The organism is Kitasatospora sp. NPDC101183, assembly GCF_044767945.1.
GTDB lineage: Bacteria > Actinomycetota > Actinomycetes > Streptomycetales > Streptomycetaceae > Kitasatospora.
This window is the reverse complement of record NZ_JBIWOW010000003.1, coordinates 297,065-319,007: the sequence shown is the minus strand read 5'-3', so window position 1 is coordinate 319,007 and position 21,943 is coordinate 297,065. Positions and strand designations below refer to the sequence as shown.

At 71.5% G+C, this 21,943-nt stretch carries 25 protein-coding genes and 1 tRNA gene; 9 read left to right on the top strand and 17 right to left on the bottom strand.

Annotated elements, in window-relative coordinates:
• Positions 1-64 precede the first annotated feature (64 nt).
• Complete coding sequence (locus ACIRRS_RS05225) at positions 65-589, top strand: RICIN domain-containing protein (RefSeq protein ID WP_402965256.1); 525 nt, start codon at positions 65-67, stop codon at positions 587-589.
• 96 nt (positions 590-685) lie between these two features.
• Here ACIRRS_RS05225 and ACIRRS_RS05220 read toward each other — a convergent pair whose 3' ends face one another.
• Complete coding sequence (locus tag ACIRRS_RS05220; RefSeq protein WP_402965254.1) at positions 686-1,837, bottom strand: hypothetical protein; 1,152 nt, start codon at positions 1,835-1,837, stop codon at positions 686-688.
• A gap of 182 nt (positions 1,838-2,019) precedes the next feature.
• Between ACIRRS_RS05220 and ACIRRS_RS05215 the strand changes: the two genes are divergently transcribed.
• The 3 genes from ACIRRS_RS05215 to ACIRRS_RS05205 all read left to right on the top strand — a co-directional run bounded on the left by ACIRRS_RS05215 (position 2,020) and on the right by ACIRRS_RS05205 (position 6,531).
• A complete protein-coding gene (locus ACIRRS_RS05215; RefSeq protein ID WP_402965251.1) occupies positions 2,020-3,072 on the top strand; it encodes a chitinase in 1,053 nt (350 codons plus the stop codon).
• A gap of 291 nt (positions 3,073-3,363) precedes the next feature.
• Positions 3,364-4,791 (top strand): PTS transporter subunit EIIC, encoded by a 1,428-nt coding sequence (locus ACIRRS_RS05210; RefSeq protein WP_402965248.1) that lies wholly within the window; start codon positions 3,364-3,366, stop codon positions 4,789-4,791.
• Between the two features lie 240 nt (positions 4,792-5,031).
• Positions 5,032-6,531 carry an Ig-like domain-containing protein gene (locus ACIRRS_RS05205; RefSeq protein ID WP_402965245.1) on the top strand — a complete coding sequence of 500 codons (1,500 nt, stop codon included), beginning with the start codon at positions 5,032-5,034 and terminating at the stop codon, positions 6,529-6,531.
• Positions 6,532-6,878: 347 nt separating this feature from the next.
• On the opposite strand, the gene ACIRRS_RS05200 is transcribed toward ACIRRS_RS05205, so the two are convergent.
• From ACIRRS_RS05200 to ACIRRS_RS05155, 10 genes are all read right to left on the bottom strand, one after another.
• Positions 6,879-7,436, bottom strand: a complete 558-nt coding sequence (locus ACIRRS_RS05200) for a uridine kinase (protein WP_402965243.1) — start codon at positions 7,434-7,436, stop codon at positions 6,879-6,881.
• 189 nt (positions 7,437-7,625) lie between these two features.
• Complete coding sequence (locus ACIRRS_RS05195; protein WP_402965240.1) at positions 7,626-8,537, bottom strand: transcriptional regulator; 912 nt, start codon at positions 8,535-8,537, stop codon at positions 7,626-7,628.
• A gap of 41 nt (positions 8,538-8,578) precedes the next feature.
• On the bottom strand, positions 8,579-9,265 hold the full coding sequence (locus tag ACIRRS_RS05190; protein ID WP_402965238.1) for a tetratricopeptide repeat protein: 687 nt from the start codon (positions 9,263-9,265) through the stop codon (positions 8,579-8,581).
• 60 nt (positions 9,266-9,325) lie between these two features.
• Positions 9,326-10,015, bottom strand: coding sequence for a hypothetical protein (locus tag ACIRRS_RS05185; RefSeq protein WP_402965235.1), 690 nt, complete (start codon positions 10,013-10,015; stop codon positions 9,326-9,328).
• A 119-nt stretch (positions 10,016-10,134) separates the two neighbouring features.
• The gene (locus ACIRRS_RS05180; RefSeq protein WP_402965232.1) at positions 10,135-10,698 is read right to left on the bottom strand and encodes a hypothetical protein; all 564 of its coding nucleotides are present in this window, start codon (positions 10,696-10,698) and stop codon (positions 10,135-10,137) included.
• Positions 10,699-11,180: 482 nt separating this feature from the next.
• Entirely contained in the window at positions 11,181-11,498 is a 318-nt protein-coding gene (locus ACIRRS_RS05175) for a helix-turn-helix domain-containing protein (protein WP_402965229.1), read from the bottom strand.
• Positions 11,499-11,513: 15 nt separating this feature from the next.
• On the bottom strand, positions 11,514-12,032 hold the full coding sequence (locus ACIRRS_RS05170; RefSeq protein WP_402965227.1) for a DUF6879 family protein: 519 nt from the start codon (positions 12,030-12,032) through the stop codon (positions 11,514-11,516).
• On the bottom strand, positions 12,013-12,282 hold the full coding sequence (locus ACIRRS_RS05165) for a hypothetical protein (protein ID WP_402965224.1): 270 nt from the start codon (positions 12,280-12,282) through the stop codon (positions 12,013-12,015). Before ACIRRS_RS05165 ends, ACIRRS_RS05170 begins: the two co-directional genes overlap by 20 nt.
• 514 nt (positions 12,283-12,796) lie before the next feature.
• On the bottom strand, positions 12,797-13,042 hold the full coding sequence (locus ACIRRS_RS05160; protein WP_402965221.1) for a hypothetical protein: 246 nt from the start codon (positions 13,040-13,042) through the stop codon (positions 12,797-12,799).
• Complete coding sequence (locus ACIRRS_RS05155; protein WP_402965219.1) at positions 13,039-13,314, bottom strand: hypothetical protein; 276 nt, start codon at positions 13,312-13,314, stop codon at positions 13,039-13,041. The genes ACIRRS_RS05160 and ACIRRS_RS05155 overlap by 4 nt, the downstream gene beginning before the upstream one ends.
• A gap of 57 nt (positions 13,315-13,371) precedes the next feature.
• Between ACIRRS_RS05155 and ACIRRS_RS05150 the strand changes: the two genes are divergently transcribed.
• The gene (locus ACIRRS_RS05150; RefSeq protein ID WP_402965216.1) at positions 13,372-14,283 is read left to right on the top strand and encodes a Scr1 family TA system antitoxin-like transcriptional regulator; all 912 of its coding nucleotides are present in this window, start codon (positions 13,372-13,374) and stop codon (positions 14,281-14,283) included.
• A complete protein-coding gene (locus ACIRRS_RS05145) occupies positions 14,273-14,479 on the top strand; it encodes a DUF397 domain-containing protein (protein WP_402965213.1) in 207 nt (68 codons plus the stop codon). Before ACIRRS_RS05150 ends, ACIRRS_RS05145 begins: the two co-directional genes overlap by 11 nt.
• A gap of 276 nt (positions 14,480-14,755) precedes the next feature.
• Here the strand turns inward: ACIRRS_RS05145 and ACIRRS_RS05140 are convergent, their stop codons facing one another.
• On the bottom strand, positions 14,756-15,544 hold the full coding sequence (locus tag ACIRRS_RS05140) for a hypothetical protein (RefSeq protein WP_402965211.1): 789 nt from the start codon (positions 15,542-15,544) through the stop codon (positions 14,756-14,758).
• A gap of 255 nt (positions 15,545-15,799) precedes the next feature.
• Between ACIRRS_RS05140 and ACIRRS_RS05135 the strand changes: the two genes are divergently transcribed.
• Positions 15,800-16,312, top strand: coding sequence for a SigE family RNA polymerase sigma factor (locus tag ACIRRS_RS05135; RefSeq protein ID WP_402965208.1), 513 nt, complete (start codon positions 15,800-15,802; stop codon positions 16,310-16,312).
• Complete coding sequence (locus ACIRRS_RS05130) at positions 16,305-17,156, top strand: hypothetical protein (RefSeq protein WP_402965206.1); 852 nt, start codon at positions 16,305-16,307, stop codon at positions 17,154-17,156. Before ACIRRS_RS05135 ends, ACIRRS_RS05130 begins: the two co-directional genes overlap by 8 nt.
• 265 nt (positions 17,157-17,421) lie before the next feature.
• Here ACIRRS_RS05130 and ACIRRS_RS05125 read toward each other — a convergent pair whose 3' ends face one another.
• Genes ACIRRS_RS05125 through ACIRRS_RS05115 form a run of 3 tightly spaced genes read right to left on the bottom strand, consistent with a single transcriptional unit; the run spans position 17,422 to position 21,028 of the window.
• Positions 17,422-19,800 carry an FtsX-like permease family protein gene (locus ACIRRS_RS05125; protein WP_402965203.1) on the bottom strand — a complete coding sequence of 793 codons (2,379 nt, stop codon included), beginning with the start codon at positions 19,798-19,800 and terminating at the stop codon, positions 17,422-17,424.
• Positions 19,797-20,498, bottom strand: a complete 702-nt coding sequence (locus tag ACIRRS_RS05120; RefSeq protein WP_402965200.1) for an ABC transporter ATP-binding protein — start codon at positions 20,496-20,498, stop codon at positions 19,797-19,799. Before ACIRRS_RS05120 ends, ACIRRS_RS05125 begins: the two co-directional genes overlap by 4 nt.
• Complete coding sequence (locus ACIRRS_RS05115) at positions 20,495-21,028, bottom strand: PadR family transcriptional regulator (protein ID WP_402965198.1); 534 nt, start codon at positions 21,026-21,028, stop codon at positions 20,495-20,497. Before ACIRRS_RS05115 ends, ACIRRS_RS05120 begins: the two co-directional genes overlap by 4 nt.
• Positions 21,029-21,164: 136 nt before the next feature.
• Between ACIRRS_RS05115 and ACIRRS_RS05110 the strand changes: the two genes are divergently transcribed.
• Positions 21,165-21,238: transfer RNA gene (locus ACIRRS_RS05110), tRNA-Met, on the top strand.
• A 62-nt stretch (positions 21,239-21,300) separates the two neighbouring features.
• On the opposite strand, the gene ACIRRS_RS05105 is transcribed toward ACIRRS_RS05110, so the two are convergent.
• Positions 21,301-21,534 carry a response regulator transcription factor gene (locus ACIRRS_RS05105; RefSeq protein WP_402965195.1) on the bottom strand — a complete coding sequence of 78 codons (234 nt, stop codon included), beginning with the start codon at positions 21,532-21,534 and terminating at the stop codon, positions 21,301-21,303.
• A gap of 55 nt (positions 21,535-21,589) precedes the next feature.
• Positions 21,590-21,817: a hypothetical protein gene (locus ACIRRS_RS05100; RefSeq protein WP_402965192.1), complete on the bottom strand. Its 228-nt coding sequence runs from the start codon at positions 21,815-21,817 to the stop codon at positions 21,590-21,592.
• Positions 21,818-21,943: the final 126 nt, after the last annotated feature.

Below are 21,943 nucleotides of genomic sequence, written 5' to 3'. Positions count from 1 at the left end.
TCTCCTGGGCTCGGCGGCCTGACCACACGGCCGACGGGGGACGATGAGTTGAGGAGAGCTTCACATGAAGAAGACGGCAACCCGACTGGCGCTGCGCGCCGGAACCCTGGCCGCGGCCACCACGATCGCGGCGGCGGTGGCACTGGTGGGCGCCTCGCCGGCGAGCGCCACGTACCACACGTTCCTGTCCAACGGCGCGAGCGGCAAGTGCCTGGAGATCCCCGGCAACAACCACAGCGACGGCGCGCCGGTGCAGCAGTGGACCTGCAACGGCGGTGACAACCAGAAGTGGGTCGTCTACCCGACCAGCGACGGGTACAGCACGCTCGTGAACTACGCGTCCGGGGACTGCCTGGACGTTCCCTGGCTCAGCAAGAGCCAGGGAACCCAGCTGCAGCAGTTCTCGTGCAACGGCGGTGACAACCAGAAGTGGGTCGTCTCGGGCAGGGACTCCTCGGGTCAGGTCACCCTCCGGAACAAGAACAGCTGGATGGTCATCGACAACCCGAACGGCAGCACGGCCAACGGCACGCAGATGGTCCAGTGGCCGTACAACTACGGCAACAACCAGTTCTGGAAGTCCTACTAGGCATCCGCCGAGGATCTCGCGCTGAAGATCCCGCGCTGAAGATCCAGGACTGAAGATCCCGCACTGACGGAGCACCGGGCCTCGTAGCTTCCCTGGCTACGAGGCCCGGTGCTCGGCCCAGAGCGCGTCCACGGTGGCGATCCGGTCCTGCCAGGCCCGCCGCACCAGGGCGGCGACGGCGGGGCCGTGGTGGTCGAGGAAGCCGACGCCCTCAGGGTGCGGGGGGAGCGGCAGTTGCTCCGACCAGCCCCAGCAGCCGCCCCAATCGCCCGTCGCGAAGCGCTTCGTGACGGCGGACCGCACCGTGGAGTCGGCGCAGTAGATGCCGTGGAAGGGCCGGAACCTCCAGTCGTCCGGGTCCGGGCCGGGGTGCTTCTGCGAAGTCCGGCAGCGGACGCCGAACCCGAATCCGAGCAGCACCTCGCCGCCCTCCAGCCACTGCGGCCGGCTGAGCAGGACGGCCGTCTCCGGGTACGTCCCCAGCTTTCCGGCGGCCTCGTAGGGGAACGAGCTCACCACGACCCCTTCGCCGAGTTCGGCTGCCAGCCCCTCGAACTCCGTCAGCACCCTCCCCGCCAGCTGTCGCAGCAGCCGCCTCGTCGCCTCCTGCGCCGCCAGCATCGCCGTGCTGTGCGTCAGCCAGAGGCGGGCGTCCTCGTCGTCGTCCGTGCTGATGCCCACCGTGCTCTCCAGGTCGCTGAGGTAGTCGTCCGCGTGCCGGCGCCCCGGCGCCGTCGTACCGGCGGTTTCGAGCAGCCGGGCCAGGTGCCCCGCGAGGTCGCGCAGGGAGACCGGCCGGAACCGCCCGTCCCCCGCCGGACGGCCGCCGGGAGTGAGGTAGACGAAGACGGGCTCGTGCAGGTCCGCGAAGTCGTCGCCCTGGCGGGTGGTCTGCTGGTGCCCCTCCCGGGAGTCCACCTTCAGCTCGACGAGCAGGCTGCCGCCGGGCCAGGTGACGATCAGGTCCGGCCGACTGCTCGCCCCGCGCACCTGCCGGTGCACCCCGGCCCGTACGAGCCCCGGGGCGTCGGCGAGTTCGGGCCTGCCCGCCAGCGTAAGCAGCGCCCCGAGCAGCCCGGCGCCGAGACCGTGCCCCGTCCGGGGGTCGAGCAGGAACGCCAGGTACCGCTCGTGGCTGTCCTCGTGCCGCTGCCGCCCCAGCAACTCCAGCGGGCCCATCCCGCTCCCGCCCCGGCGCGAGCGCGGCAGTGCCGCCACCGCCTCCGCTATCCCACCCTTGCCGTCCATCCCACCAGTATCCCCCGCAATGGTGGCGGCCCGTAAGCGAGTTGACGGCGGGGGTTCTTCCACGAACCGGCTCCCGTGGACGCAAGGTCGCCGGTCTCCTGCCCTTTCCAGCCCATCGCGACCGGGTCTCCAGATTGCGGCACCACCGTGCAAGGAACGCCCATCCAGTTCCGAGGATGACTGTGAAAAGACAATTCGTCATAAGACAACTCGTCACCATCGGCACCGTGTGCCTGACCCTGAGCGCCTCGACGCTCGCCGGAGTGGGCAGCGCCGCGCCGCAGGGCGAAGAGCAGGTGCTCGAAGCCGTACCGGGCAGCGGCGCCTTCGCCCCGTACGTTCCGTACGTCGACTCCTCCCTCTCCTCGCGACCGAACCTGGCCGCGCTCGCCGCAAACAGCGGAGCAAAACAGTTCGCTGTCACCCTGATCGTGGCCGGCTCGGACAACAGGACGCCGGTGTGGAACACGGACGACAGGCTCCCCGTCTCGGGGAACTTCATGGTGCCGGAGATCAACGAACTCCGCCGGGCCGGTGGGGACGTGGTGGTGTCCTTCGGCGGTGCCGACACCAACGACCTCGCGCAGGGCATCAAGGACGTCGGTCAACTCGTCGCCACCTACCGCAGCGTGATCGATCGCCTGCAGGCCGACAAGGTGGAGTTCGACATCGAGCGCGGCACCTTGGCCGACGATGCGGCCAACGACCGCCGCTCGCAGGCGGTCGCCCGACTCCAGGCCGAGTATGCGCGGGAGGGCCGGACCCTGCACACCATGTACACCCTCCCGGCCCAGCCCGACGGGCTGACCCCGGAGGGCCTGCGGGTTCTCCGGGGGGCCGTGGCCCACCACGTGAGGGTCGACAGGTGGAACCTCATGGCCCTGAACTACCGCCAGAACCCCGGCACCATGGGCACCGCCGCCATCACGGCGTCCGAGGGTCTGCACGAGCAGCTCTCGAAGGCGTACAAGCACGCCGACCGTGACCGGCTCTGGCACCGGATCGGTGTCACCACGATGATCGGTGTCAACGTGAGCGCGGGGCAGGTCTTCGGGCGCGAGGACGCCCAGCAGCTCCTGCGCTGGGCCCGGGCCAAGCACATGGGGCTGCTGTCCTTCTGGCAGATCCAGCGAGACCACCCCTGTGCCGCGGGAACCCTGTCCATGACCTGTTCGGGGGTCCCGGAGCAGGCGGAGTACGAGTTCAGCTCGGTGTTCCGGCAACTCGACGCGTGAACAACGGCGCGGCAGCGCCGACATGACGCGGGCCGGGTGCTCTCCCGAGGACACGCCCGGCCCGCACCGCCGTGGCCGCAGCAGGGCCGGCACCGCCGCCACCTCGCCCTCGCCGTCCGTCCCGCCTTCGCCGTCCGTCCCGCCCTCGCCATCCGTCCCGCCTTCGCCGCCCGTCCCGCCGGCATCCCCCGCAACGGTGACGGGCTGTATGCAAGTTGACGGTGGGGGTTCTTCCACGAACCGGCTCCCGGGCGCAGCATCGAAGGGCCCTCCCCTGAAAGGTGGTTCCGGATGCCGCAGCCCAGCACCCACGCCCAGACCGCCCGCGACCTGCTCGACCTCGTCGGCGGGCCGGGCAACGTCACCTCCGTCGCCCACTGCATCAGCCGCCTGCGCCTCGGCATCGCCGATCCGGGCCTCCTCCTCGGGCAGCGGATCGCCGACCACCCGGCGGTGTTGGGCGTGGTGGAGGACGACACCTTCCAGATCGTGCTGGGCCCGGCGGCGGTCGGGCCGGTGGCGGAGGCCTTCGAGGACCTGGTGCGCGAGGCCGGGCCGACCGCGCGGGGCGAGGCCCTGCGGGAGGCCAACCGGCGGCGCAACGCGACCCCCGCCAAGCTGCTGCTGCGCCGGATCGCCGACGTCTTCGTCCCCCTCATCCCCGCCCTGATCGCCTGCGGTGTCATCGCGGGCCTCGGCGGACTCCTCAACTCCCTCTACCTGTCCACCCATTGGCAGTCACTCAGCGGCGTCGTCCCCATCACCACCGCGCTCTCCCAGGGCTTCATGTCCCTCATCGCCGTGTTCGCGGGTTACAACGCCGCCAAGGTGTTCGGCGGGACGGCGGTCCTGGGCGGTGCGGTGGCCGGGATCGTCGTGTACCCGGGCGTCGCCAACGTCACCCACACCCTCTTCGGCCACCTCAAGCCCGGCCAGGGCGGCGTCCTCGGCGCCCTCGGCGCGGCGGTGCTCTGCGCGGCCGTCGAACGCCGGGCCAAGCGGCACGTACCCGAGGCGCTGCGGATGCTGCTGGTGCCGACCGTGGCCGTCGCCGTCTCGGGGCTGGCAGCACTGATGGTCCTGATGCCCCTGGCCGGAGTGGTCGCCGACGGCATCGGCCACGGCGCCACCTGGCTGCTCGCCCACGCGGGCGTCGGCGCGGGCGTCGTCCTCGGCGGCACCTTCGCCGCCCTCGTCATGCTCGGCCTCCACCAGGCCCTGATCCCCATCCACGCCACCCTCATCGGCCAGCAGGGCTTCAGCGTGCTCTACCCGATCCTCGCCATGGCCGGCGGCGGCCAGGCCGGCGCCGCCGCGGCCGTCTACCTGCACGCCAAGCACAACCCCGACCTCCGCCGCGTGATCCGCTCCGCCCTCCCCACCTGCGTCCTGGGGGTGGCCGAACCCGTGATCTACGGCGTCACCCTCCCCCTCGTCCGCCCCTTCGTCACCGCGGGCATCGGCGCCGCCATCGGCGGCGGCCTGGTCGGCCTCTTCGCCCAACTCGGCCTGACCACCGGCTCCACCGCCATCGGCCCCTCCGGCCTCGTCCTCCTCCCCCTCCTCGACGGCAGTCACGGCATCGCCCCGGCCGTCCTGATCTACACCACCGGCTGGCTCACCTCCGCCCTCGCCTCCTGCGCCCTCACCTACGCCTTCGGCTTCACCCCCGCCATGCTCGCCGCCCTCAACTCCCCACCCGAGCGGGCCGGTACCTGACCTTCCGGAGCCTTCGGGAACCTTTCGGGGCCTTTCTGGGCCTTTCGGGGCCTTCCGGGACAGGCCACCGACTGGTTACGCAACCGACAACCGAGCGATCGATATCTGCACGCGCGAGTGAATATCCGCACTCAAACGTGTTCAATCCCGCGCAAAATCAATCCGAGCCGAACCTCCCTCGGCAGGCTGGCCGCTGCCCGGGGGCTTCCCGGGCACTCCCCCGCTCCGAGGAAGAGGAACATGTCCATCCCCACCGGCCGCGCGCGCACCGCGACGGCCCTGATCTGCTCCGCCATCGTCGGCGTCGGCGTCACCGCCGCGCCGGCGCAGGCGAGCACGGCCAACGTCCTCACCATGAACGGCTCGACCGTCTCCGGCCTGACCTACAACGGCACCCAGCCCCAGAGCTTCGCGCTCGTCGGGCAGGCCGACGGCTCCTGGGGCATCCGCAGCTTCTACCAGGGCAAGGACTCCGTCCTGACCATGAACGGCTCGACCGTCTCCGGACGGACCTACAACGGCACCCAGCCGCAGAGCTTCCGGGTCGTCAAGCAGGCCGACGGCTCCTTCGGCATCCGCAGCCTCTACCAGGGCGACAAGCTGGCCCTCACCATGAACGGCTCGACCGTCTCCGGCCAGGCCTACGACGGCACCCAGCCCCAGAGCTTCGAACTGGTCCGGCAGGCCGACGGCTCCTGGGGCATCCGCGCGTTCTACCCCGACCACACCTTCCCGCAGGAACCGCAGGCCCGGGACTCGGCCGCCGCCACGAGCAAGGGCCGGGCCGTCGACGTCGACGTCCTCGCGAACGCCTCGGGCACCGGCACCACCCGGCCGCTCGACCTGACGGTCACCGGCGCCTCCAAGCCCGCCAACGGCACCACCGCCATCGTCGACGGCAGGGTCCGCTACACCCCCGCCGCGGGCTTCACCGGCTGCGACACCTTCACGTACACCATCCGCGACATCTTCGGTCAGCGCTCCACCGCGACCGCGCGGGTGGCCGTCGCCGACACCAACGACGCCGTCGCGCAACCGGTCAGCGGCACCGCCCTGACGGTGTCCGGGGTCCTCGTCACCGGCTCGGCGTTCCAGGACGGCAACGCGGCCCAGAAGTTCACCCTCGCACCCCGGGGCGACGGCTCCACCGAGATCCGCAACCCCGCCACCGGCCTGGTGATGACCACCACCGTCGACGGCCTCACCGTCGGCGCCGCCCCCTCGCTCGGCCTGGCCACGCAGCGGTTCTCCCTCACCCCGCAGAACGACGGCTCCACCGGAATCCGCAACACCGCCACCGGCGCCGCGATCACCGTCGACCGCTCCTCCGGCGCCGTCACCACCACCCCCTACAACGGCACCCAGCCCCAGAGCCTCGAACTGATCGACCTGGGCGACGGCACCTACGCCCTCCTCACCTACTACGGCAGCACCCAGCTCCCCCAGGCCCCGATCGCCCGCACCGCCGCCGGCGCCACCACCCAGGGCGGCACCACCACCATCGACGCCCTCGCCACCGCCGGCGGCACCGGCCGCACCGACAGCCGGGGCCTGACCCTCACCGCCGTCTCCACCCCGGGCAACGGCACCGCCACGATCGCCGACGGCAAGGTCCGCTACACCGCCGCCGAGGGCTTCACCGGCTGCGACACCTTCACCTACACCGTCCGCGACGACCTCGGCCGCACCGCCACCGGCACCGTCAACATCGCCGTCGCAGCCCTCAACACCTCAGCCTGACCCCACCACCCACCCGGCACCCCGAGGCCCGCGGGGGGGGGCGGGGGCCCCCCCCCCCCGCCGGCCCGCGCGCCCCCCGGGGGGCGGGGGGGGGGGGGGGCGGGGGCGGGGGGGGGGCCCCCCCCCCCCCCCCCCCCCCCCCGTACNNNTCAGCCCTCAACACCTCAGCCTGACCCCACCACCCACCCGGCACCCCGAGGCCCCCGCGCAGGAAGTCGGCCCGCCCGACTTCCTGCGCGGCAGCCCGTCCGGAGGCAGGGTGGCGCTCGGCCGTGGTCCGGGCGTCGGCCACCGCCCACAGCGCACCCCGGTGGTTGGACGCGAACGGCTCCGGACAGCCCGTGGTGTCACGGAAGGCCGGGTGCGTGGGCGGCGGCTGCTGACCAGATCTGCTCGGCCAAGATCCCCGGAGTCAGCGTGCCGTCGACGACCACGTCGCATTCGTCCCGCAGCGGCTCGATGTGACGCTCGTGGGCGGCCCGCCGCAGGTCCACGTAGTTCCGCAGGAGAACCTCCAACGGGAAGCCGCCCCTGACGCACTTCCGTTCGATCTTGCGCGCCAACCGAAGGTCCGCCGCGAGGTCGACGAAGACGTCGAGGCGCAGGCAAGGCCGTTGCGGAGCGACCCGGCGGGCGAAGAGCCCGTCGACGATCACGACGGGCGCGACGGCGAGCGCGGCGTCGGTGTCGGCATCGAGCCGCTCCATGTCCACCGAGCGCGGATCCCCGACATCCAGGCGCGCGATCCCAGCCTCGTCCCGCGCCCAAATCCCTCGCCCGGGAGTGGTGAAGTAGTAGTCGTCACCGTGCAACACGCTCGCCGGGCCCTCCCCCGCAGACGCCACGAGCGCACCGGCCAGCGTCGTCTTCCCCGCCCCCGCACCACCGGTCAGCGTCAGCAGCACACGTCCCCCTCTTCTCGATCAACAGACCGAGCATCGCACGACGGAACCGCGTTCATGCCGCAGCCCGCGACCGCTCCACGAGCGGCCCCGCCAGTCCGCTGCGAACGACTACGTCGACGGCTGCGCGGGCTTCTCCTCGACGGGCTTGCCCGCGTGCTTCGGCGCCCGGAGCCGCGCCAAGCGGCCCGATCAGCTCACGAGGGCTTCGCCGAGCCTGGCCCGGGCCACACCGGGGAGCGTGAGGTGGAGCGCTTCGGCCCGGGAGCGTACGAGGCCGTCGCGGAAGGCGTCGGGGAGCCGCTGCCAGACCTCGGCCGCCATGTCCGCCGCTGCGGTGGGATCGCCGTCCCCGCTCAGGCACGTCGCGGTGTCCGTGGCCAGGAGGGCGCGGGTCATCACGGAGGCGGACCGGGTGAGGGCGAGTGCGGCCTCCTGCTCGGCGTACGCCTCGCGGGTGTTGCCCATGAGGGTGAACGTCTGGGAGAGGTGGACGTGGTGCTTCTGGAGCGGGTAGCCGAACCAGGTGTCGGCGGCCTGGACGGCGTCCAGGTGCTCGGCGGTGGTCCGGGCGTCGGCCACCGCACGCAGCGCGCCCCGGCGGTCGCCGACGGCGGCGAGTGCCCGCGCGGTGACCGCTGCGGCCAGCGCGACCGCAGCGGTCGGGGCAGTGCCCGCTGCGGTGCGGGCGCGGGCCGCCAGCGCGGCGGCCGCGCCGGGGGCGCCGTAGTTGAGCGGCACCATGGCGTGCCGCGCCAGGACCCAGGCCAGCATGTGCCGGTCACCGGACTCCTGGGCGGCCCTTTCTGCGGTGGCGAACCAGCCGTACGACTCGCGCTGGTCACCCCGGTCGTGCTGGATGATCGCGACGAGACCGGTGATCCCGGCAGCAGTGCGGGCCAGGTCCGCCCGGGCATCGGCGGGGTGGGGGCGGCTCAACACCTCGCGCAGGAGATCCAGGTCGGCCCGCATCTGCGCAAGCACCACACCCGGCGGGCGCCCGTGGTAGCCGCCCCGATGGCGCTCGAACGCCCCGCCGAGGTAGGCGAGATCACCCGCGTCGCTGCCCTGCCGGGCCTCCGCGATGCCGGGCAGGGTAGCCATCCCTGCCCCCGCGGCCGCTGCGCCGAGGAACTGCCGTCGCTTCACCGTCGTCCCCTCTCCTCCACTGCCGGCGGCCACCCGGTTCGGCGGCCCCGGGTCTCCCCCAGCATGGCTCCGATGCCACCTGCTGCCATCGTGCCCGCACCCGAGCCGTCTGACCGTCCGGCACCCGCCACCGCTGCGTCGGTCCGGCCGATCAGCAGGTCCACCCTGTCGAGAGCGGCCTGCGTGGACTCGACCAGCTCTGTGTCCCCCTTGGCGATCCGCAGGCGCAGCGCCTCTCGTAGATGAGCCCGCGCGCCCGCGAGGTCGCCCCGCTCCATGAGGTGCTTGCCGGTGTGCTGGAGCGCGAAGTCGACGAGTTCCGGATGCCGGCTTCGCGCGGCGTCGAGGGCGCTGCGGTAGAGGGCGTCCGCCGTCTGCACGTCGCCGGCGTAGCGGTGTGCGTCGCCGAGGTTGAGCCCGGTGGCGACGACGGCCCGGGTGTTGCCGAGCGCTGCGGCGAGGTCGAGCGACTGCCGGAGGATCGTACGGGCTTCCTCGTGGTTGCCCAGGCACATCTGCCCGATGCCGATCCATCTGGACAGGACCCGAGTGCGATCAGGGTCGGTCCCCTCGGGCAAGGCCCTCAGCTCGACGTGGAGTTGGCCGATCGCGGTGGTCAGCTCGCTCCGGTCGGTCGGGACCATCCGCAGGCTGTCGTCCTGCGTGATGAGGTGATCCAGCACGGGGCCCTCCGTCGTTGGTTCTACTCGAATCGACGAGCCGCAGGACGGGGTCATTCTCGGTCACTCGTACACCGCCGCCCAGGCCTCCGCCGCCTCCGCGAGCTTCACGCGCTGCGGGAGGGGGTCCTCGGCCGTCCGCGCCGACCAGGCGGCCCTGATGGTCCGGGCGAACACGGCCAGCCGGTTGGGGTCCGCGTCGCGGTACGCGGCGATGCCCCGCGCCGCCCGGTCGGCGCCTTCGAAGCTGTGCCCGGCAGCGATCAGCCGGGGCACCCACAGGGCGGCGTCCGTCCACATCGGTCCCGGGCACGACAGTGCCCAGTCGATCACCCGGACCTGCGCGCCGCACGCGATCAGGTTGAACTCCCCCATGTCCGTGTGCGCCAGCGAGTAGCCGTCCAGTGCCCCCACACCGTCCGGCGGGACGAACCGGACCAGGCGGTCGCTCAGCGGCTTCTTGCTGATGACGGCGGGCCACGGGCAGGACGACACCACGGCGAGCGTCGCCGCGACGAACGGCAGGTCCGGGGACTCCGGCGAGAAGTCGGGGTGACGGCCGCCCCAGACCTCGTACCCGTAGAAGTTCCACCCGCCGCCCTCCGTGCGCCACTTCGGGGACGCGCTCAGCGGGGCCAGCGCGGACACGTCGGCCTCGTGCCGGTACACCCACGCCCCCGGCGCGTCGGTCGGCACGCCCTTGACGAACACCTCGCCGGCGGCCGTCTGCAACAGGCTGGCGAAGGCGGACATGACCCCGTTGTCCGCACTCTGCGCCTTGACGACAGGGCCGGTCAGCGCCTCTACGGCTTCCCGTGCCTCGGCGGGAAGCCGAGCCCATTCGGTGCGCGCCACTGCGAACTCTGGCCCCCTCAGCACGGCTCCGTCCGGCGAGCGTAGACCCCTTCCGCGAGCAACGAGAACCCACGCCCCTCCCAGGCCCTCCGAAGCCTCTCGATGGCCTCCTCGTCCGGCCGCCGCACCTCCGGGTCGTCCGAGTCGTAGCTGCACGGCTCGTCCGGCCCGTGGTCGTGGATCGGCGCCGGGTAACAGACGGCGAGCGCCCCAGGCACCGCCAGCCGACGCAGCGCCTCGACGGCCAGGCGCATCCCGACGCCTTTCCCTCGCCACTCGGCCGAGACCTCGACGGATTCCAACAGGAGCAGCAACGAGGGCCGTAGCTCGGCCACCATCGGGGCGAGCGCCCCGTCCTCGGCGAAGACCACACGCGGAATGCGGTCGAGAAGACCGGGGTCCTGCCCCAGCGCCTCCCGGGGGTTCGGCGTGACACCGGGGATGACACGGGTGATGTCGGCCTTGCCGAAGATCTTGCCCCCGTTCTCGTAAAAGTTGGCCCTCCAGCGATCCGCGTTCTTCGACCAGTCAACATCCGCGAAGTGGCGTGACTCGTACGAGATGACGAGACGATCGGCCATCGATGCTCTCCCTTGACGATAGGAAGCGGGCCCCTCACCGACGCACGCGAGGGGCCCGCCAGTCTGCTGTGAACGACTACTTCGACGGCTGCACGGGCTTCTCCTCGGCGGGCTTGCCCGCGTGCTTCGGCGGGGGCTTCTCGTTGCCCTTGTGCTTGGACACGATCGTCTCGACGCGCATGGTGACTCCTCCTACTCGGCGGGGGCGGTGACGACGTCGGGCGGCATGGGGCCGGGCGGCCTCTCCGGCGGGTCGTGACGCATGCTGATAACTCCTCACACTGTGGGAGTTCCGGTCACCGACTGATGACCGGACCGTTCGGCGTTGCGGACCCAATCCGACCGTTCAAGCTGTCCGAGTCCGCCATCTGCGACATGACCTCGGTCCCTGCCGCCAACTCCGATCCGTAGTCAGCAAGGTACGGATCGGACTCAGAGCAGGGCGACAGGGTTCTACGAGATTCCACGCCGGTTCGCCACGGTCACCCCAGTGCGCCAAGGGCAGCCGCGATCAGTGCCCGCGCAGCCACCCCGTGAACAGCCAGGCCCGCCACGGTCCGCAGCGTGGCGATCAGGTCGACCGCCCGCTCCGGCACACCACATACCCGACACCAGGCCCGGATATCGGTCTCGGACGGGGACGTGTGAGCGTTCAGCAGACGGCTGACCTTCGATGGGTACCAGCCGCAGGCCGCGGCCAAGGCCCGTCCGCTGAGCCCGGCATCCCGCTGTATCTCGCGGAGCTGGTCCGCGAGGCCCTGCCGGGCACGTTGAACACTCGACGATGCCGAATCGGCCATGTGCGCGGCTGCCGATCAGGCGGGATGGTACTCCGAGTGCGGAACGGCCCGTTCCCAAGCAGCCTCATAAGCCTTGAGGTACTGGGCGGCCAGAGCGGTGTCCTCCCGTACCTCCATCTTGGCTTCGGCCCACTGACCTTCACCAGTGAAGTGGTGCAGGATCACGAACTGACCGTCCATGACCCAGCCGTCCAGACCGGGGAGCAACAGATCGCCGGTGCGAGAGCGCGGCAACCACCGGACCTCTTCGCCCGCCGCGATGTTGGGAAACGTCACGTCGTACTCGTACCGGATGTAGTCGGTGACCGGCTCGGAGACCACGCGCAGGCGACGCATGGCGACCCCTCGGCCGGTCGCCTCGGTCACCACGTCCAGCCACGACCGCCACCAGGATTCCCGGTCGGCCGGGTCGAGCCGCTTGCCCTGCTGCCAGGCGATGAACTCCGGGTCGTCGACCATGTAGCTGTCCCGCATCTCCAGGTGCACCGCAGAGTGCTTGGCCCTCGCCAGCTGCTCACGAACCGCTGTTGCCACCGCTGTTGTCCTTGTTCTCGGGCCGGGGGATGAACTGGATCATGTTCTCGGGCAGTCGGATCATGAACTCGTGATCCGGGATGTCCGTACTGTGGCCGGGGATCGAGCCGACCTCCCGAGCGGCGTGGATGTCAGCCTCGCTGGCCTTGTACGACTGGATGAGCAGGTCGCCGGTCTCCGTGTCCCGCCAGATGGTCGGGGAACCGTCGTCCGGCGTGTTCGGGTAGATACCCAGGAACTCTAGGGCCATGTCGTCCTCCAACGTCGGTCGGATTCTGCGCTCTTCCAAGAATGCTCGTGGGGCGTGCTCCTGTCAGGAGCACCTGACTTTGATTACTAGTCAGTCTTCTTGCGGACGCGCTGCCCGGAGCCACGGGCGGCCAGCACCGAAGCGCGACCGCGGGACACCGATCAAATCTCTGCGCTTGGCCGTAGCACGCGGCAAGTGGTGCCGCCCTCTGCCACGGGAGGTGTCGACAGAGGGCGGCTGCTCCGGGGAGCGCGCCCCCGGAGTAGCCGGCGGGGGGAGCAGAAGGCCCGCCGGGGCCGTTCGCGGCGTTACGCCAACCAGTCACGCGAACGGAGTTGGGGTCCGCCACCATGGGGTTGCGGTGGTGGGGGTTGAGTCAGGGGGCAGGGGGGGTCGGTAGCCGTAGGGGACTCTCCGCCTGAGCGCAGAGAGGGCATCGAGTGCGCCGATGCCGCGAAGGCCAGGGCGAGGAGGGTCGCCGCGTGCAGGCCGGCGAGGAGGAGTACGGCGGGGGTCAAAGCGTCGTTCCCTGGAACACTCGCATCGGCACCTCGGCGACGAGGCGGTACTTCCGGTGGTCGAGGTGGGAGCCGGTGTGGCGACCGGCCCAGTCTCCGTAGGCCTCGGGGCTGTTGAGACTGCCCGAGGACTCGTTGCAGGCCGCGCCGGGCGCGGCCTCGGAGATGCAGACGAGGACGTACTCGGCCGGCTCGTCGGGCGTGGGGTCGATGGAGATGGCCCACTCGCTTGCGGTGTTCATTCGGGGCGCTCGCTGTCCCCGGTGTCGGCGAAGCCGCACAGCCGGTCGGGCACGATGTGCACCACCACACCCGGCCCGTCCGGCAGTTCACTGAGCTTGGCGGCGTCGACGTCCCGCTCGACGCCGCCGCCCGGGGGACGGATGTAGGCGCGTCCGCGGATCGTCTCCATGTGGACGACGTCCTGGCCGGTGGTCTCGTCCCTGACCAACTCGCCGACCCGGGGCCGGTAGCACCTCGATTCGGTCGGGGGAACGGGGATTCGATTGCACATGGCCACAGGGACCTCCATGACTTGCTCTGCGCTGTCAGCGCCTCACTGGATGTAGTCATGATGGCGTCGCGCCAACTACGATCGGAAGCTTCCGAACTGACCAAAACCACCGAGGTTCAGAAGGGGAAGCCCGTGCGCGTGCGCCGACTTGACCCGTCGTCATCTCCCTACGCTCCTCTGGGCGTACAACTCCGCAGGTCACGGGAGGCCAAGGGCCTGACGCAGGACGAGCTCGGAGCGAAGATCAAGTTCTCGGGTTCTTACATCTCGCGAATTGAACGTGGGATCGTGCCACCAAGTCGGGCGTTCGCAGAAGCGGTCGACCAGGCCCTGGAAACCGGTGGCACGATCTCCCTAATGCTCGATCAGCTCAACCACGGCGCTCTCAAGGAGGGGTTTCCGGAGTACGCGGCAAAGGAGTCAGAGGCCGTCGCCATCAGGCTGTTCCACTTGGGGCTGATCTCAGGTCTCCTCCAAACCGAGGAGTACGCCGCCGCCTACGAACAGGCCCTGGTCTCACGCGGCACGGCAACGCAGCAGCAGGCGGACTCTCGGGTTCAGTACTTGCTGGCCCGTCAAGCGAGGCTGACCCGCACGCCGGCGCCCTTCGTCCACGTCGTCATCGACGAATGGAACCTGCGGCGACCGATCGGCGGCCCTGCCGTCATGGCTCGGCAGCTTCGGCATCTCGAACGACTCGCGGAGCAGCCCAACGTGACGATCCAGGTGGCGCCGATCTCCCTCGGGGAAGCTCGCCCCTTCGCCCACACGGTCACGCTGCTGACCATGCCGAACGGCAAGCTCCTGGGCTACACGGAGAGCCACAAGACCGGCTACCTGGAGCGGGACGCGCGGATACTGTCGGAGTGGACCAGGGACTACGATCGGCTTCAAGTTGAAGCGTTGAACCAGTCTGGGTCGATTGGGCGGATCAGCTTGGTTCGGAAGGAATTTGAGGATGAGTGTTGACCTTTCCGGTGCCCGGTGGCGCAAGAGCACATTCAGCGGTCAGGGGGGTGACTGCATCGAGGTGGCCGATGGCTACGCAGGCGTCCTGCCCGTCCGTGACTCCAAGGACCCTGAGGGCCCCGCCCTCGTCTTCCCGGCCGGCTCCTGGCAGTCCTTCGTCGCCGCCGTCCAGGCTGGCGAGTTCGGCAACGTTTGATGCGAAGAGCCCGTACGGGCTCTTCGCATCAAACGTGGTGGCGAGCCTGGTGAGGGCGTCGCGCAGGGCGGCGCGGGTGGTGACGCCCAGCTCGGGGATGACGCGCACATCGCCGAAGTACTCAGGTGTCAGCGGGAGTTCATCACCCGCTGAGCTGGTGGAGCGGAACCGCTCGTGGACGAGCGGCTTCGGCACGTTGCGGTGCCGGACCGGGATGCGCGTCTGCCGCGTTGTCGCCGGGGTGACCGCCCCACCACCGTGTGCCTGACGTAGCGTCTACTGGTGGGCGCCCTTGATGTTGGGCTGGGTCTTCTGGTTGTAGATCTCCTTGCCGTCCTTGTTGAAGGCGTGGACGTAGGGGGCCGGCGGGACGGCCTTCGCGTCGTGGCCGGTGGCGATGGCGGCCGCGTAGACGAACGCGCCGCCCGCCATGACGGCCGGGTACTGCGTCGCGTCGTCGCCGTAGCTGATGGTGACCTTGGCGACCTCGGACGTGTAGTGCCCGGCGCCCACCGACAGGAACTGCCCGGCACCGGCCGGCGCGCTGAAGCTGTCGAAGAACTCGATCCGGTGACCGGCGCCCCACAGGCGGTCGTTGATGAACGTCGCGGGCGAGGACATGCTGTTGCCCTTGTTGCCCTTCGACTCGCACTGCACGTACTGGTTCGCGGAGTTGACGGCGATGACCACGCCGTCCGTGTCCGAGGAGGCGACGGGCGTACGAACCGCAAGCACCGAGTGGAACTGCGAGGCCTCGGAGCCCAGGCAGGAGGCCAGGATTCCGGCGACGGCCCCGGCGTCGATCGGGGTCGTCGCCGTACTGGTCACGGTGGAGGCGGTCGGGGTGGCAGCCTCACCGGTGGCGGAGGCCCCGCTGCTGGGGGCCGCCGGGGCATCGGCCTTGGCGGTGGGTGCGGCGGCGGGCTGACCGAGGGCCGTTGGAGCGGCCGTGGGCGTGGCGGTGGGCGTGGAGCTGCCGGTCGCGGCGGTGGCCAGTCCCCCCGCCGTCGCGAGGGCTGCTGCGGTCGCGGTGGCGGCTATGAGCATGACCGGGCGGATACGCATGAGATCCGTGTCCCTTCCTGCGGGCATCCAGTTGACGCCCAGCACCCCTGTACGCCCCCCTACGTCCGACCGGTCGCGACTCGCGCACGTGATCCAGATAACAGACCGCCGGTGCAACCCCGGGACGGTTCTCGTGCGTACAGGGCGGGAGACCGCGTCCAGGAGGCACGGCTCCCACCCTCGCGGCCGGGGAGCGCTTCCTCGCGCACGGCTTCGGCCGCGAGCTGACGGACAGTCCCGGGAGAGAGGCCCTTGATGACGCCACAGGAGTTCGACGCGTTCTACGCGGCGTCCTTCTCCCGCCTGACCGGGCAGCTCTACGCACTGACCGGCAGCTGGTCCGAGGCGCAGGACGTGGTCCAGGAGGCCTTCATCCGCGCGTGGGACCGGAGGTTCTCGTTCGAGTCGGGCCACGCGCCGGAGGCATGGATCCGGACCACGGCCCGGCGGCTGGCCATCTCCCGCTGGCGACGTCTCACCCGGGGCCTGCAGCTGGCCGGACGCCACCACCGCCAGGAGCCACCCGCCATCGAGCCGCCCTCCGAGGAGCACCTCATGCTGGTCGCCGCGCTCCGCGACCTGCCCGAGGCGCAGCGAGGAGCCCTGGTCCTGCACCACATGTGCGACCTCTCCGTCGAGCAGGTCGCTGCCGAGACCGGCGCCAGCGTCAGCGCCGTCAAGAGCCGCCTCGCCCGCGGCCGGGCCGCGCTCGCGGCCAGACTCGCCGACCGGACCCTGACCAGTGAGAAAGGAGAACTCCGTGTCTGACCCCGTCCACGACACCCTCGGCGACCGGCTGCGGCTGCTCGGCACGCAGATGCCCGCACAGATGCCCGCACCGGCCCTGCCGGCCCCGGAGATCCGCAGACGCGCCGACCGGCGCCGTCACCGCCGGCACGCCCTGGGCGCGACCGTGGCCTGCGCGGCAGCCCTGTGCCTGGCCCTCCCGTTCGCGTCGCACTCGCCGACACCACGACTCTCACCGGAACCGCAGCAAGGAGCGGCACCCGCAAGCGCCTCCACCGTCTCGGCTTCCCCTCACCCCCCGGCTCCCTTCGCCGTGACCAGTACGGCGACGACCCCGATCGACGCCGGGGCCGTCGCCGGAATCCTGGCCTCCTGCTTGGGCTCCGAGGCCTCGCAGTTCCACTCGGTGCTCGCGGTCCGTACGCCCGTCGCCTCCTCGGACACGGACGGCGTGGTCATCGCCGTCAACTCCGCGAACCAGTACGTGCAGTGCCAGTCGAAGGGCAACGAGGGCAGCAGCATCTCCGCCCCTCCGACGTTCATCAACGACCGCCTGTGGGGTGCCGGTCACCGGATCGAGTTCTTCGACAGCTTCGGTGCGCCGGCCGGTACCGGACAGTTCCTCTCGCTGGGCGCCGGGCACTACACGCCCGGGGTCGCCAAGGTCACCATCAGCTACGGCGACGACGCGACGCAGTACCCGGCCGTCATGGCGGGCGGCGCGTTCGTCTACGCGGCCGCCATCGCCACCGGCCACGACGCGAAGGCCGTCCCCCCGACCCCCTACGTCCACGCCTACAGCGCGGACGGCAAGGAGATCTACAACCAGAAGACCCAGCTCACGACCGGGGGCACCCGCCGGTAGGCACGAACCCGCCGGTCGGAGCGCCCCTGCCCCGCCGCGCCCGGCGCCGGGATCTACCTCGCCTTCCGGCGCGAACTGGAACGCTCCTTCGCCGAAACCCGCTTGACCGACCTACGCCCAGCGATGCGCGAGGTCGGCACCGCGCGCCGCCCGGGCGGGCGGCGCGCGGTGAGGCCGGGGGTGGGCACCCGCCGACAGGCGGGTGGGGGGTGGACGGTGGGGAACGGCGGGAGAACCTCTCAACTCAGCAGCTGACAAGCGGGTTTCACTCGTAGCGCAGGCCGTCCGCGCGCATCAGGCGAAGCAGCTGCGGCAGGCCGAGGGCCGTCGTCAGGAGGACCGCTCCAGCCGCGATGGCCGTGATCGCGGTCATCGAGCTCCAGTCCACGCCCGCCGAGACGCCGGCCGAGAGCTGGAGCACCGCGCCCATCAGCAGGCCGCCGACCGCCGCCAAGCCGAGGCCCAGGGCCATCGGCACAGCGGTCTGCCACAGCACGGAGAGGCCCAGGACTCGTCGGCGGGTGCCGACGGCGTTCAACACCCCGAGCACACGGCGCTGTTCGCGGAAGCGTTCCAGCTGGCCGACGAGCAGGCTGAGGGAGACCAGCAGCACGGTCAGAGCCGATCCGGCGATCAGCAGGCGCTTGACCGCGAGGTAGGTCGGATCGAGTGTCCGGTCGAGCGGGAACTCGGCGCGGGCCTGCGGGTCCATCGCCATGACCGCCGTGGTGAGCCGTTCCTTCCAGTCCGTCACACCCGGGTCCGGAGAGACCAGGACGGTCGCCGCCTGCCCGCGCAGCGCCTCGGCCGGGACGGCGCCCGGGGTGAGGAGCAGCAGGCCCGTACCCATGCGCCCGTTGGGGTCGGCGCCCTCGACGGGCGGGACGGTGACCGTGGCGGCGGGCAGCGGGAAGCCGGCCGGCCGGCCGGAGCCCTCGAAGTGCGCGGCGTGGACGAGCGTGCCGGGCTGGACGGACTGGACGGGCTCCCTGCCCTGGACGGCGAAGGTGTCGCCGTCCTTGCAGCCGGGCAGGGTGGCGAGCTGGCTCAGTACCGTGCAGGGGGCAATGCGAACAGAGGGCAGCTCCCACGTCTTCAACGTCCCGCTCTCCAGCGAGAATTCGGTGTACGCAGCCGCCGCCTTCACCCCTTCCGTGCGGGCGAGCCGGTCGGCGAGCTGCTCGGCCCGGGGCGCGCCGCCGGGGAAGGTGATCGACTGCTGGTACGGGCCGGCCGCGGGCAGCGGCCGGGGCTGTCCCTCGTACTGGACGTTGATTCCGAGGAAGAGCGCCTGCAGCGCGATCGCCCCGGCGACGGCCACGACCACGCCACTGACCGCTGTAGCGGCCGGTCCTGAGCCCAACTGGAGGCGCCGGACGGCCAGTTGCCAGGACAGGGGCCCGCCGCCCGCCCGCCGGGTGGCGGCCTCCAGCAGCCAGGGCAGCAGCGTGCAGACGCCGACCAGCATCAGCAGCACGCCCGCCGAGACCAGCAGCGAGCCCCGGGTGTCCCGCACGGGGTCGAAGACACCGGTGCTGCGGTACCCCGGCACACCGCGTGAGGGCAGCACCATGGCGAAGACCGTCAACGCCAGCCCTGCCAGCGGCAGCAGCAGCCGCCACCCGATCCGCCGCCGCCCGGGGCCGGTGCGGCGCACCACGCCCATCGGGTCGACGACGACCCGGCGCATCGCCAGCAACGTGACACCGACGGCCATCAGCGGCACGACCACCGCGATCGCCACGGCCACACCCGTCTGCGGGGCGACGTCCTCAGGGTAGAAGCTGAACCCGGCGAGCCGGATCCGCCCGATCAGCGCGCGGACGCCGAGGAACAGCCCCACGCCCGCCACCAGCCCCAGCACCGCCCCCGCCAGCGACTCCCCGGCGGCGAGCCGGGCGGTCATCCGCCGGTCGGCGCCGCCCAGGCGCAGCGCGGCGAGCCGCCGGTCGCGCCGCTCACCGCCGAAGCGGGCGGCGGCGGCGAGGAAGACGCCGACGGGGGCGAGCATCACCGTCAGCCCGACGGCGTTGAGCAGCACGAGCCTCGGGTCCATGGGTTTGGGCGGCGAGAAGTGCCCGTACGAGGCGATCCGGATGGCGCCGGTGTCCACGGAGAGGTGGTCGCCGCCGAGGACGAAGGCCGCCTGGCCGGGCCCGAGCAGCCCGGCCGGTCCGACGGTGCCGGCGACCGGGTAGGGCAGGCGTTCGCGCAGCAGCCCGTTGGCGGGGTCGGCGAGCAGCTCGGCGAGGGCCGGGGAGACGGCCATCTCGCCGGGCGCCGGGTAGGCGGCCAGGCCGGGTGGGATCGCCGCGTGCGGGCCTTCGGCCTGGACGATCCGGCCGCGTACGGGGGTGCCGTGCCAGGTGCTGTCGGCGACGGCGATCAGGGCGGTGCTGTCGCCGGGGGCGGGCACGTCCTCGTCCCGGAAGGTGTCGTTCTGGACGTAGATCCGCTGGTCGCGGTGGTGGACGATGCCGGGGAAGGAGGCGGTGAACAGCAGCAGCGTCACGCCGAGGCCGACTCCGAGGGCGGTGAGGACCAGTCGGCCGAGGCCGTCGCGCCCGCCGGTGACGGCGAGGCGCACGCCCAGCCCCACCTGGTCCAGGAACGGCGAGAGGACGCGCTTGTCGGGAGTGCTCACCGGGCGGCCGCCAGGTCGCGGGTGGCGCCGTCGCGGACGACGACCTCGCGGTCGGCGTAGGCGGCGACCCGTACGTCGTGGGTGACGAGGACGACGGCCGCGCCGCTCTCCCGGGCGGCGCGGGTCAGCAGCTTCATGACGCGTTCGCCGCCGAGGGAGTCCAGGGCGCCGGTCGGCTCGTCCGCGAACACGGCCTTGGGGCCGGTGATCAGGGCCCGGGCGGCGGCGACCCGCTGGCCCTGGCCGCCGGAGACCTCGCCGGGGCGCTTGGCGGCGAGGCCGGCGACCTCCAGCCGCTCCAGCCAATCGACGGCCCGGGCCTCGGCGGCCCGGCGGCGCAGCCCGTTCAGGCGCAGCGGCAGGGCGACGTTCTCCAGGCAGGAGAGTTCGGGCACGAGTTGGCCGAACTGGAAGAGGAAGCCGAAGTGGGAGCGGCGCAGTGCGCTCAGCTCGGTGTCGGAGCAGGTGGTGAGGTCGCGGCCGTCGTAGCGGACGGCGCCGCTGTCGGGGCGGGTGATGCCGGCCAGGCAGTGCAGGAGCGTGGACTTGCCGGAGCCGGACGGGCCCATGACGGCGACGAGTTCGCCGGCACCGACGGTGAGCGAGGCTCCGGCCAGTGCCGGGGTGAGGCCGAAGGACTTGTGCAGGTCCACGGCGCTGAGCAGGGGCTGGGTCGACAGGGGCTGGGCGGTGGTCAACGCGGGGTCTCCGTCAGGCGTGCGGTGAGGTCGTCGAGGCGGGCGGCGGTCAGCTCCAGCCAGCGCAGGTCGGCCTCGAGGTGGAACAGCGCGTGGTCGCAGATGAGTTCGTCGCCGAGGTCGCCGGAGAGCTTGCGGCGGGTCAGCTCGCGCATGGTGCGCAGGTGTTCGGCGCGCTGGACGTCCAGGACCTCGGCGGCGGAGCGGCCGGTCAGGATGGCGAGCACGACCTTGTGGTAGAGCGTGCTCTGGAGGTACGGCTGCGGGCTCTCGGGCCGGTTGATCCAGTCGGCGAGGTCGGTGACGCCCGCGTCGGTGATCGCGTAGCGCTTGCGGTCGGGGCCGGCGCCGGACTCGACGCCCTCCACGACGACCAGGCCGTTCTTCAGCAGCCGGGAGAGCGTGGCGTACACCTGGCCGTAGTGCAGGGCGCGGTCCCGCCCGAAGTGCTCGTCGTAGAGCCGTTTGATGTCGTATCCGTGGCGCGGCTGGTCTTCCAGGAGGCCGAGGAGCATCTGTCCGAGTGACATGATCGGGAACTATACACACCACGTATACATGGCATGTATAGCGAGGCGGCGAGCCCTCCCGCCGGCCCTCGCCCGCCGGCGGGCGAGGGCCGGATTTCGCCTGGCGTACGCCATGCCGTAGGGTTGGTCTCACCGACGCGGGGTGGAGCAGCTCGGTAGCTCGCTGGGCTCATAACCCAGAGGTCGCAGGTTCAAATCCTGTCCCCGCTACTGCAGAACAAGGCCGGGCCCGTCGCACCTCGTGCGACGGGCCCGGTCTTCGTGTCGTGCCGTCAGCCCCTGGCCGGGCCGTGCCCCAGGGAGAAGGCGAGCAGGGCGAGCTGGGTGCGGTTGACGGCGCCGGTCTTGCTGCGGATGCGGCGCAGGTAGGTGTCGACCGTGTGCGGGCTGAGGTTCAGGCGGCGGGCGATCGCCCGGTAGGTGGCGCCGCCGGCGAGCTGTTCGAGGACCTGGTGCTCGCGGACGGTCAGGGCCGGGGCTGCCGCGGCGAGGGAGGGCTGGGTCATGGCGGGCTCCTGCGGGATCGTTTCTGCGAACTCAGGACCGGGCTCTAGACAGGCCTCAGGCCTGCACGACGACCGCGCCCGGCTCGACCTCGTCGTGCTTCGGCGGCCGCGGGAAGTGGTGGTTGCGGCAGATCTCCAGCGGCGAGTTCGGCGGGCACACCCAGCCGCCCCAGGAGGTGTCCGCGACCGTGCTGCGCGAGGAGCCCTCGGCCGACCCGGAGACGACGGCCCCGCCCGCCAACAGTCCGGCGAGGACCAGACCTGCGATGATCGAGCGCTTCATGTGCGTCCTCCTGGGAACTGGCGAGCGTAGGACTCGTGGGTGCCATGGATCTCCGGTACTGGGAACCAGCTTGATCACGGTCGCGTGGGGGCACTAGAGGCGCCCGGCCTCACCAAGGTGTCCGGC

What these genes read in the sequence shown, in the direction of transcription:
- ACIRRS_RS05195 (WP_402965240.1), bottom strand. Translation starts at nt 8,537, where the DNA reads ATGGCTACCCTGCCCGGCATCGCGGAGGCCCGGCAGGGCAGCGACGCG.
- ACIRRS_RS05155 (WP_402965219.1), bottom strand. Translation starts at nt 13,314, where the DNA reads ATGTGCAATCGAATCCCCGTTCCCCCGACCGAATCGAGGTGCTACCGG.
- ACIRRS_RS05105 (WP_402965195.1), bottom strand. Translation starts at nt 21,534, where the DNA reads ATGACCCAGCCCTCCCTCGCCGCGGCAGCCCCGGCCCTGACCGTCCGC.
- ACIRRS_RS05205 (WP_402965245.1), top strand. Translation starts at nt 5,032, where the DNA reads ATGTCCATCCCCACCGGCCGCGCGCGCACCGCGACGGCCCTGATCTGC.
- ACIRRS_RS05210 (WP_402965248.1), top strand. Translation starts at nt 3,364, where the DNA reads ATGCCGCAGCCCAGCACCCACGCCCAGACCGCCCGCGACCTGCTCGAC.
- ACIRRS_RS05185 (WP_402965235.1), bottom strand. Translation starts at nt 10,015, where the DNA reads ATGTCCGCCTTCGCCAGCCTGTTGCAGACGGCCGCCGGCGAGGTGTTC.
- ACIRRS_RS05100 (WP_402965192.1), bottom strand. Translation starts at nt 21,817, where the DNA reads ATGAAGCGCTCGATCATCGCAGGTCTGGTCCTCGCCGGACTGTTGGCG.
- ACIRRS_RS05165 (WP_402965224.1), bottom strand. Translation starts at nt 12,282, where the DNA reads ATGGCCCTAGAGTTCCTGGGTATCTACCCGAACACGCCGGACGACGGT.
- ACIRRS_RS05225 (WP_402965256.1), top strand. Translation starts at nt 65, where the DNA reads ATGAAGAAGACGGCAACCCGACTGGCGCTGCGCGCCGGAACCCTGGCC.
- ACIRRS_RS05220 (WP_402965254.1), bottom strand. Translation starts at nt 1,837, where the DNA reads ATGGACGGCAAGGGTGGGATAGCGGAGGCGGTGGCGGCACTGCCGCGC.
- ACIRRS_RS05135 (WP_402965208.1), top strand. Translation starts at nt 15,800, where the DNA reads ATGACGCCACAGGAGTTCGACGCGTTCTACGCGGCGTCCTTCTCCCGC.
- ACIRRS_RS05175 (WP_402965229.1), bottom strand. Translation starts at nt 11,498, where the DNA reads ATGGCCGATTCGGCATCGTCGAGTGTTCAACGTGCCCGGCAGGGCCTC.
- ACIRRS_RS05115 (WP_402965198.1), bottom strand. Translation starts at nt 21,028, where the DNA reads ATGTCACTCGGACAGATGCTCCTCGGCCTCCTGGAAGACCAGCCGCGC.
- ACIRRS_RS05140 (WP_402965211.1), bottom strand. Translation starts at nt 15,544, where the DNA reads ATGCGTATCCGCCCGGTCATGCTCATAGCCGCCACCGCGACCGCAGCA.
- ACIRRS_RS05145 (WP_402965213.1), top strand. Translation starts at nt 14,273, where the DNA reads ATGAGTGTTGACCTTTCCGGTGCCCGGTGGCGCAAGAGCACATTCAGC.
- ACIRRS_RS05150 (WP_402965216.1), top strand. Translation starts at nt 13,372, where the DNA reads ATGATGGCGTCGCGCCAACTACGATCGGAAGCTTCCGAACTGACCAAA.
- ACIRRS_RS05160 (WP_402965221.1), bottom strand. Translation starts at nt 13,042, where the DNA reads ATGAACACCGCAAGCGAGTGGGCCATCTCCATCGACCCCACGCCCGAC.
- ACIRRS_RS05180 (WP_402965232.1), bottom strand. Translation starts at nt 10,698, where the DNA reads ATGGCCGATCGTCTCGTCATCTCGTACGAGTCACGCCACTTCGCGGAT.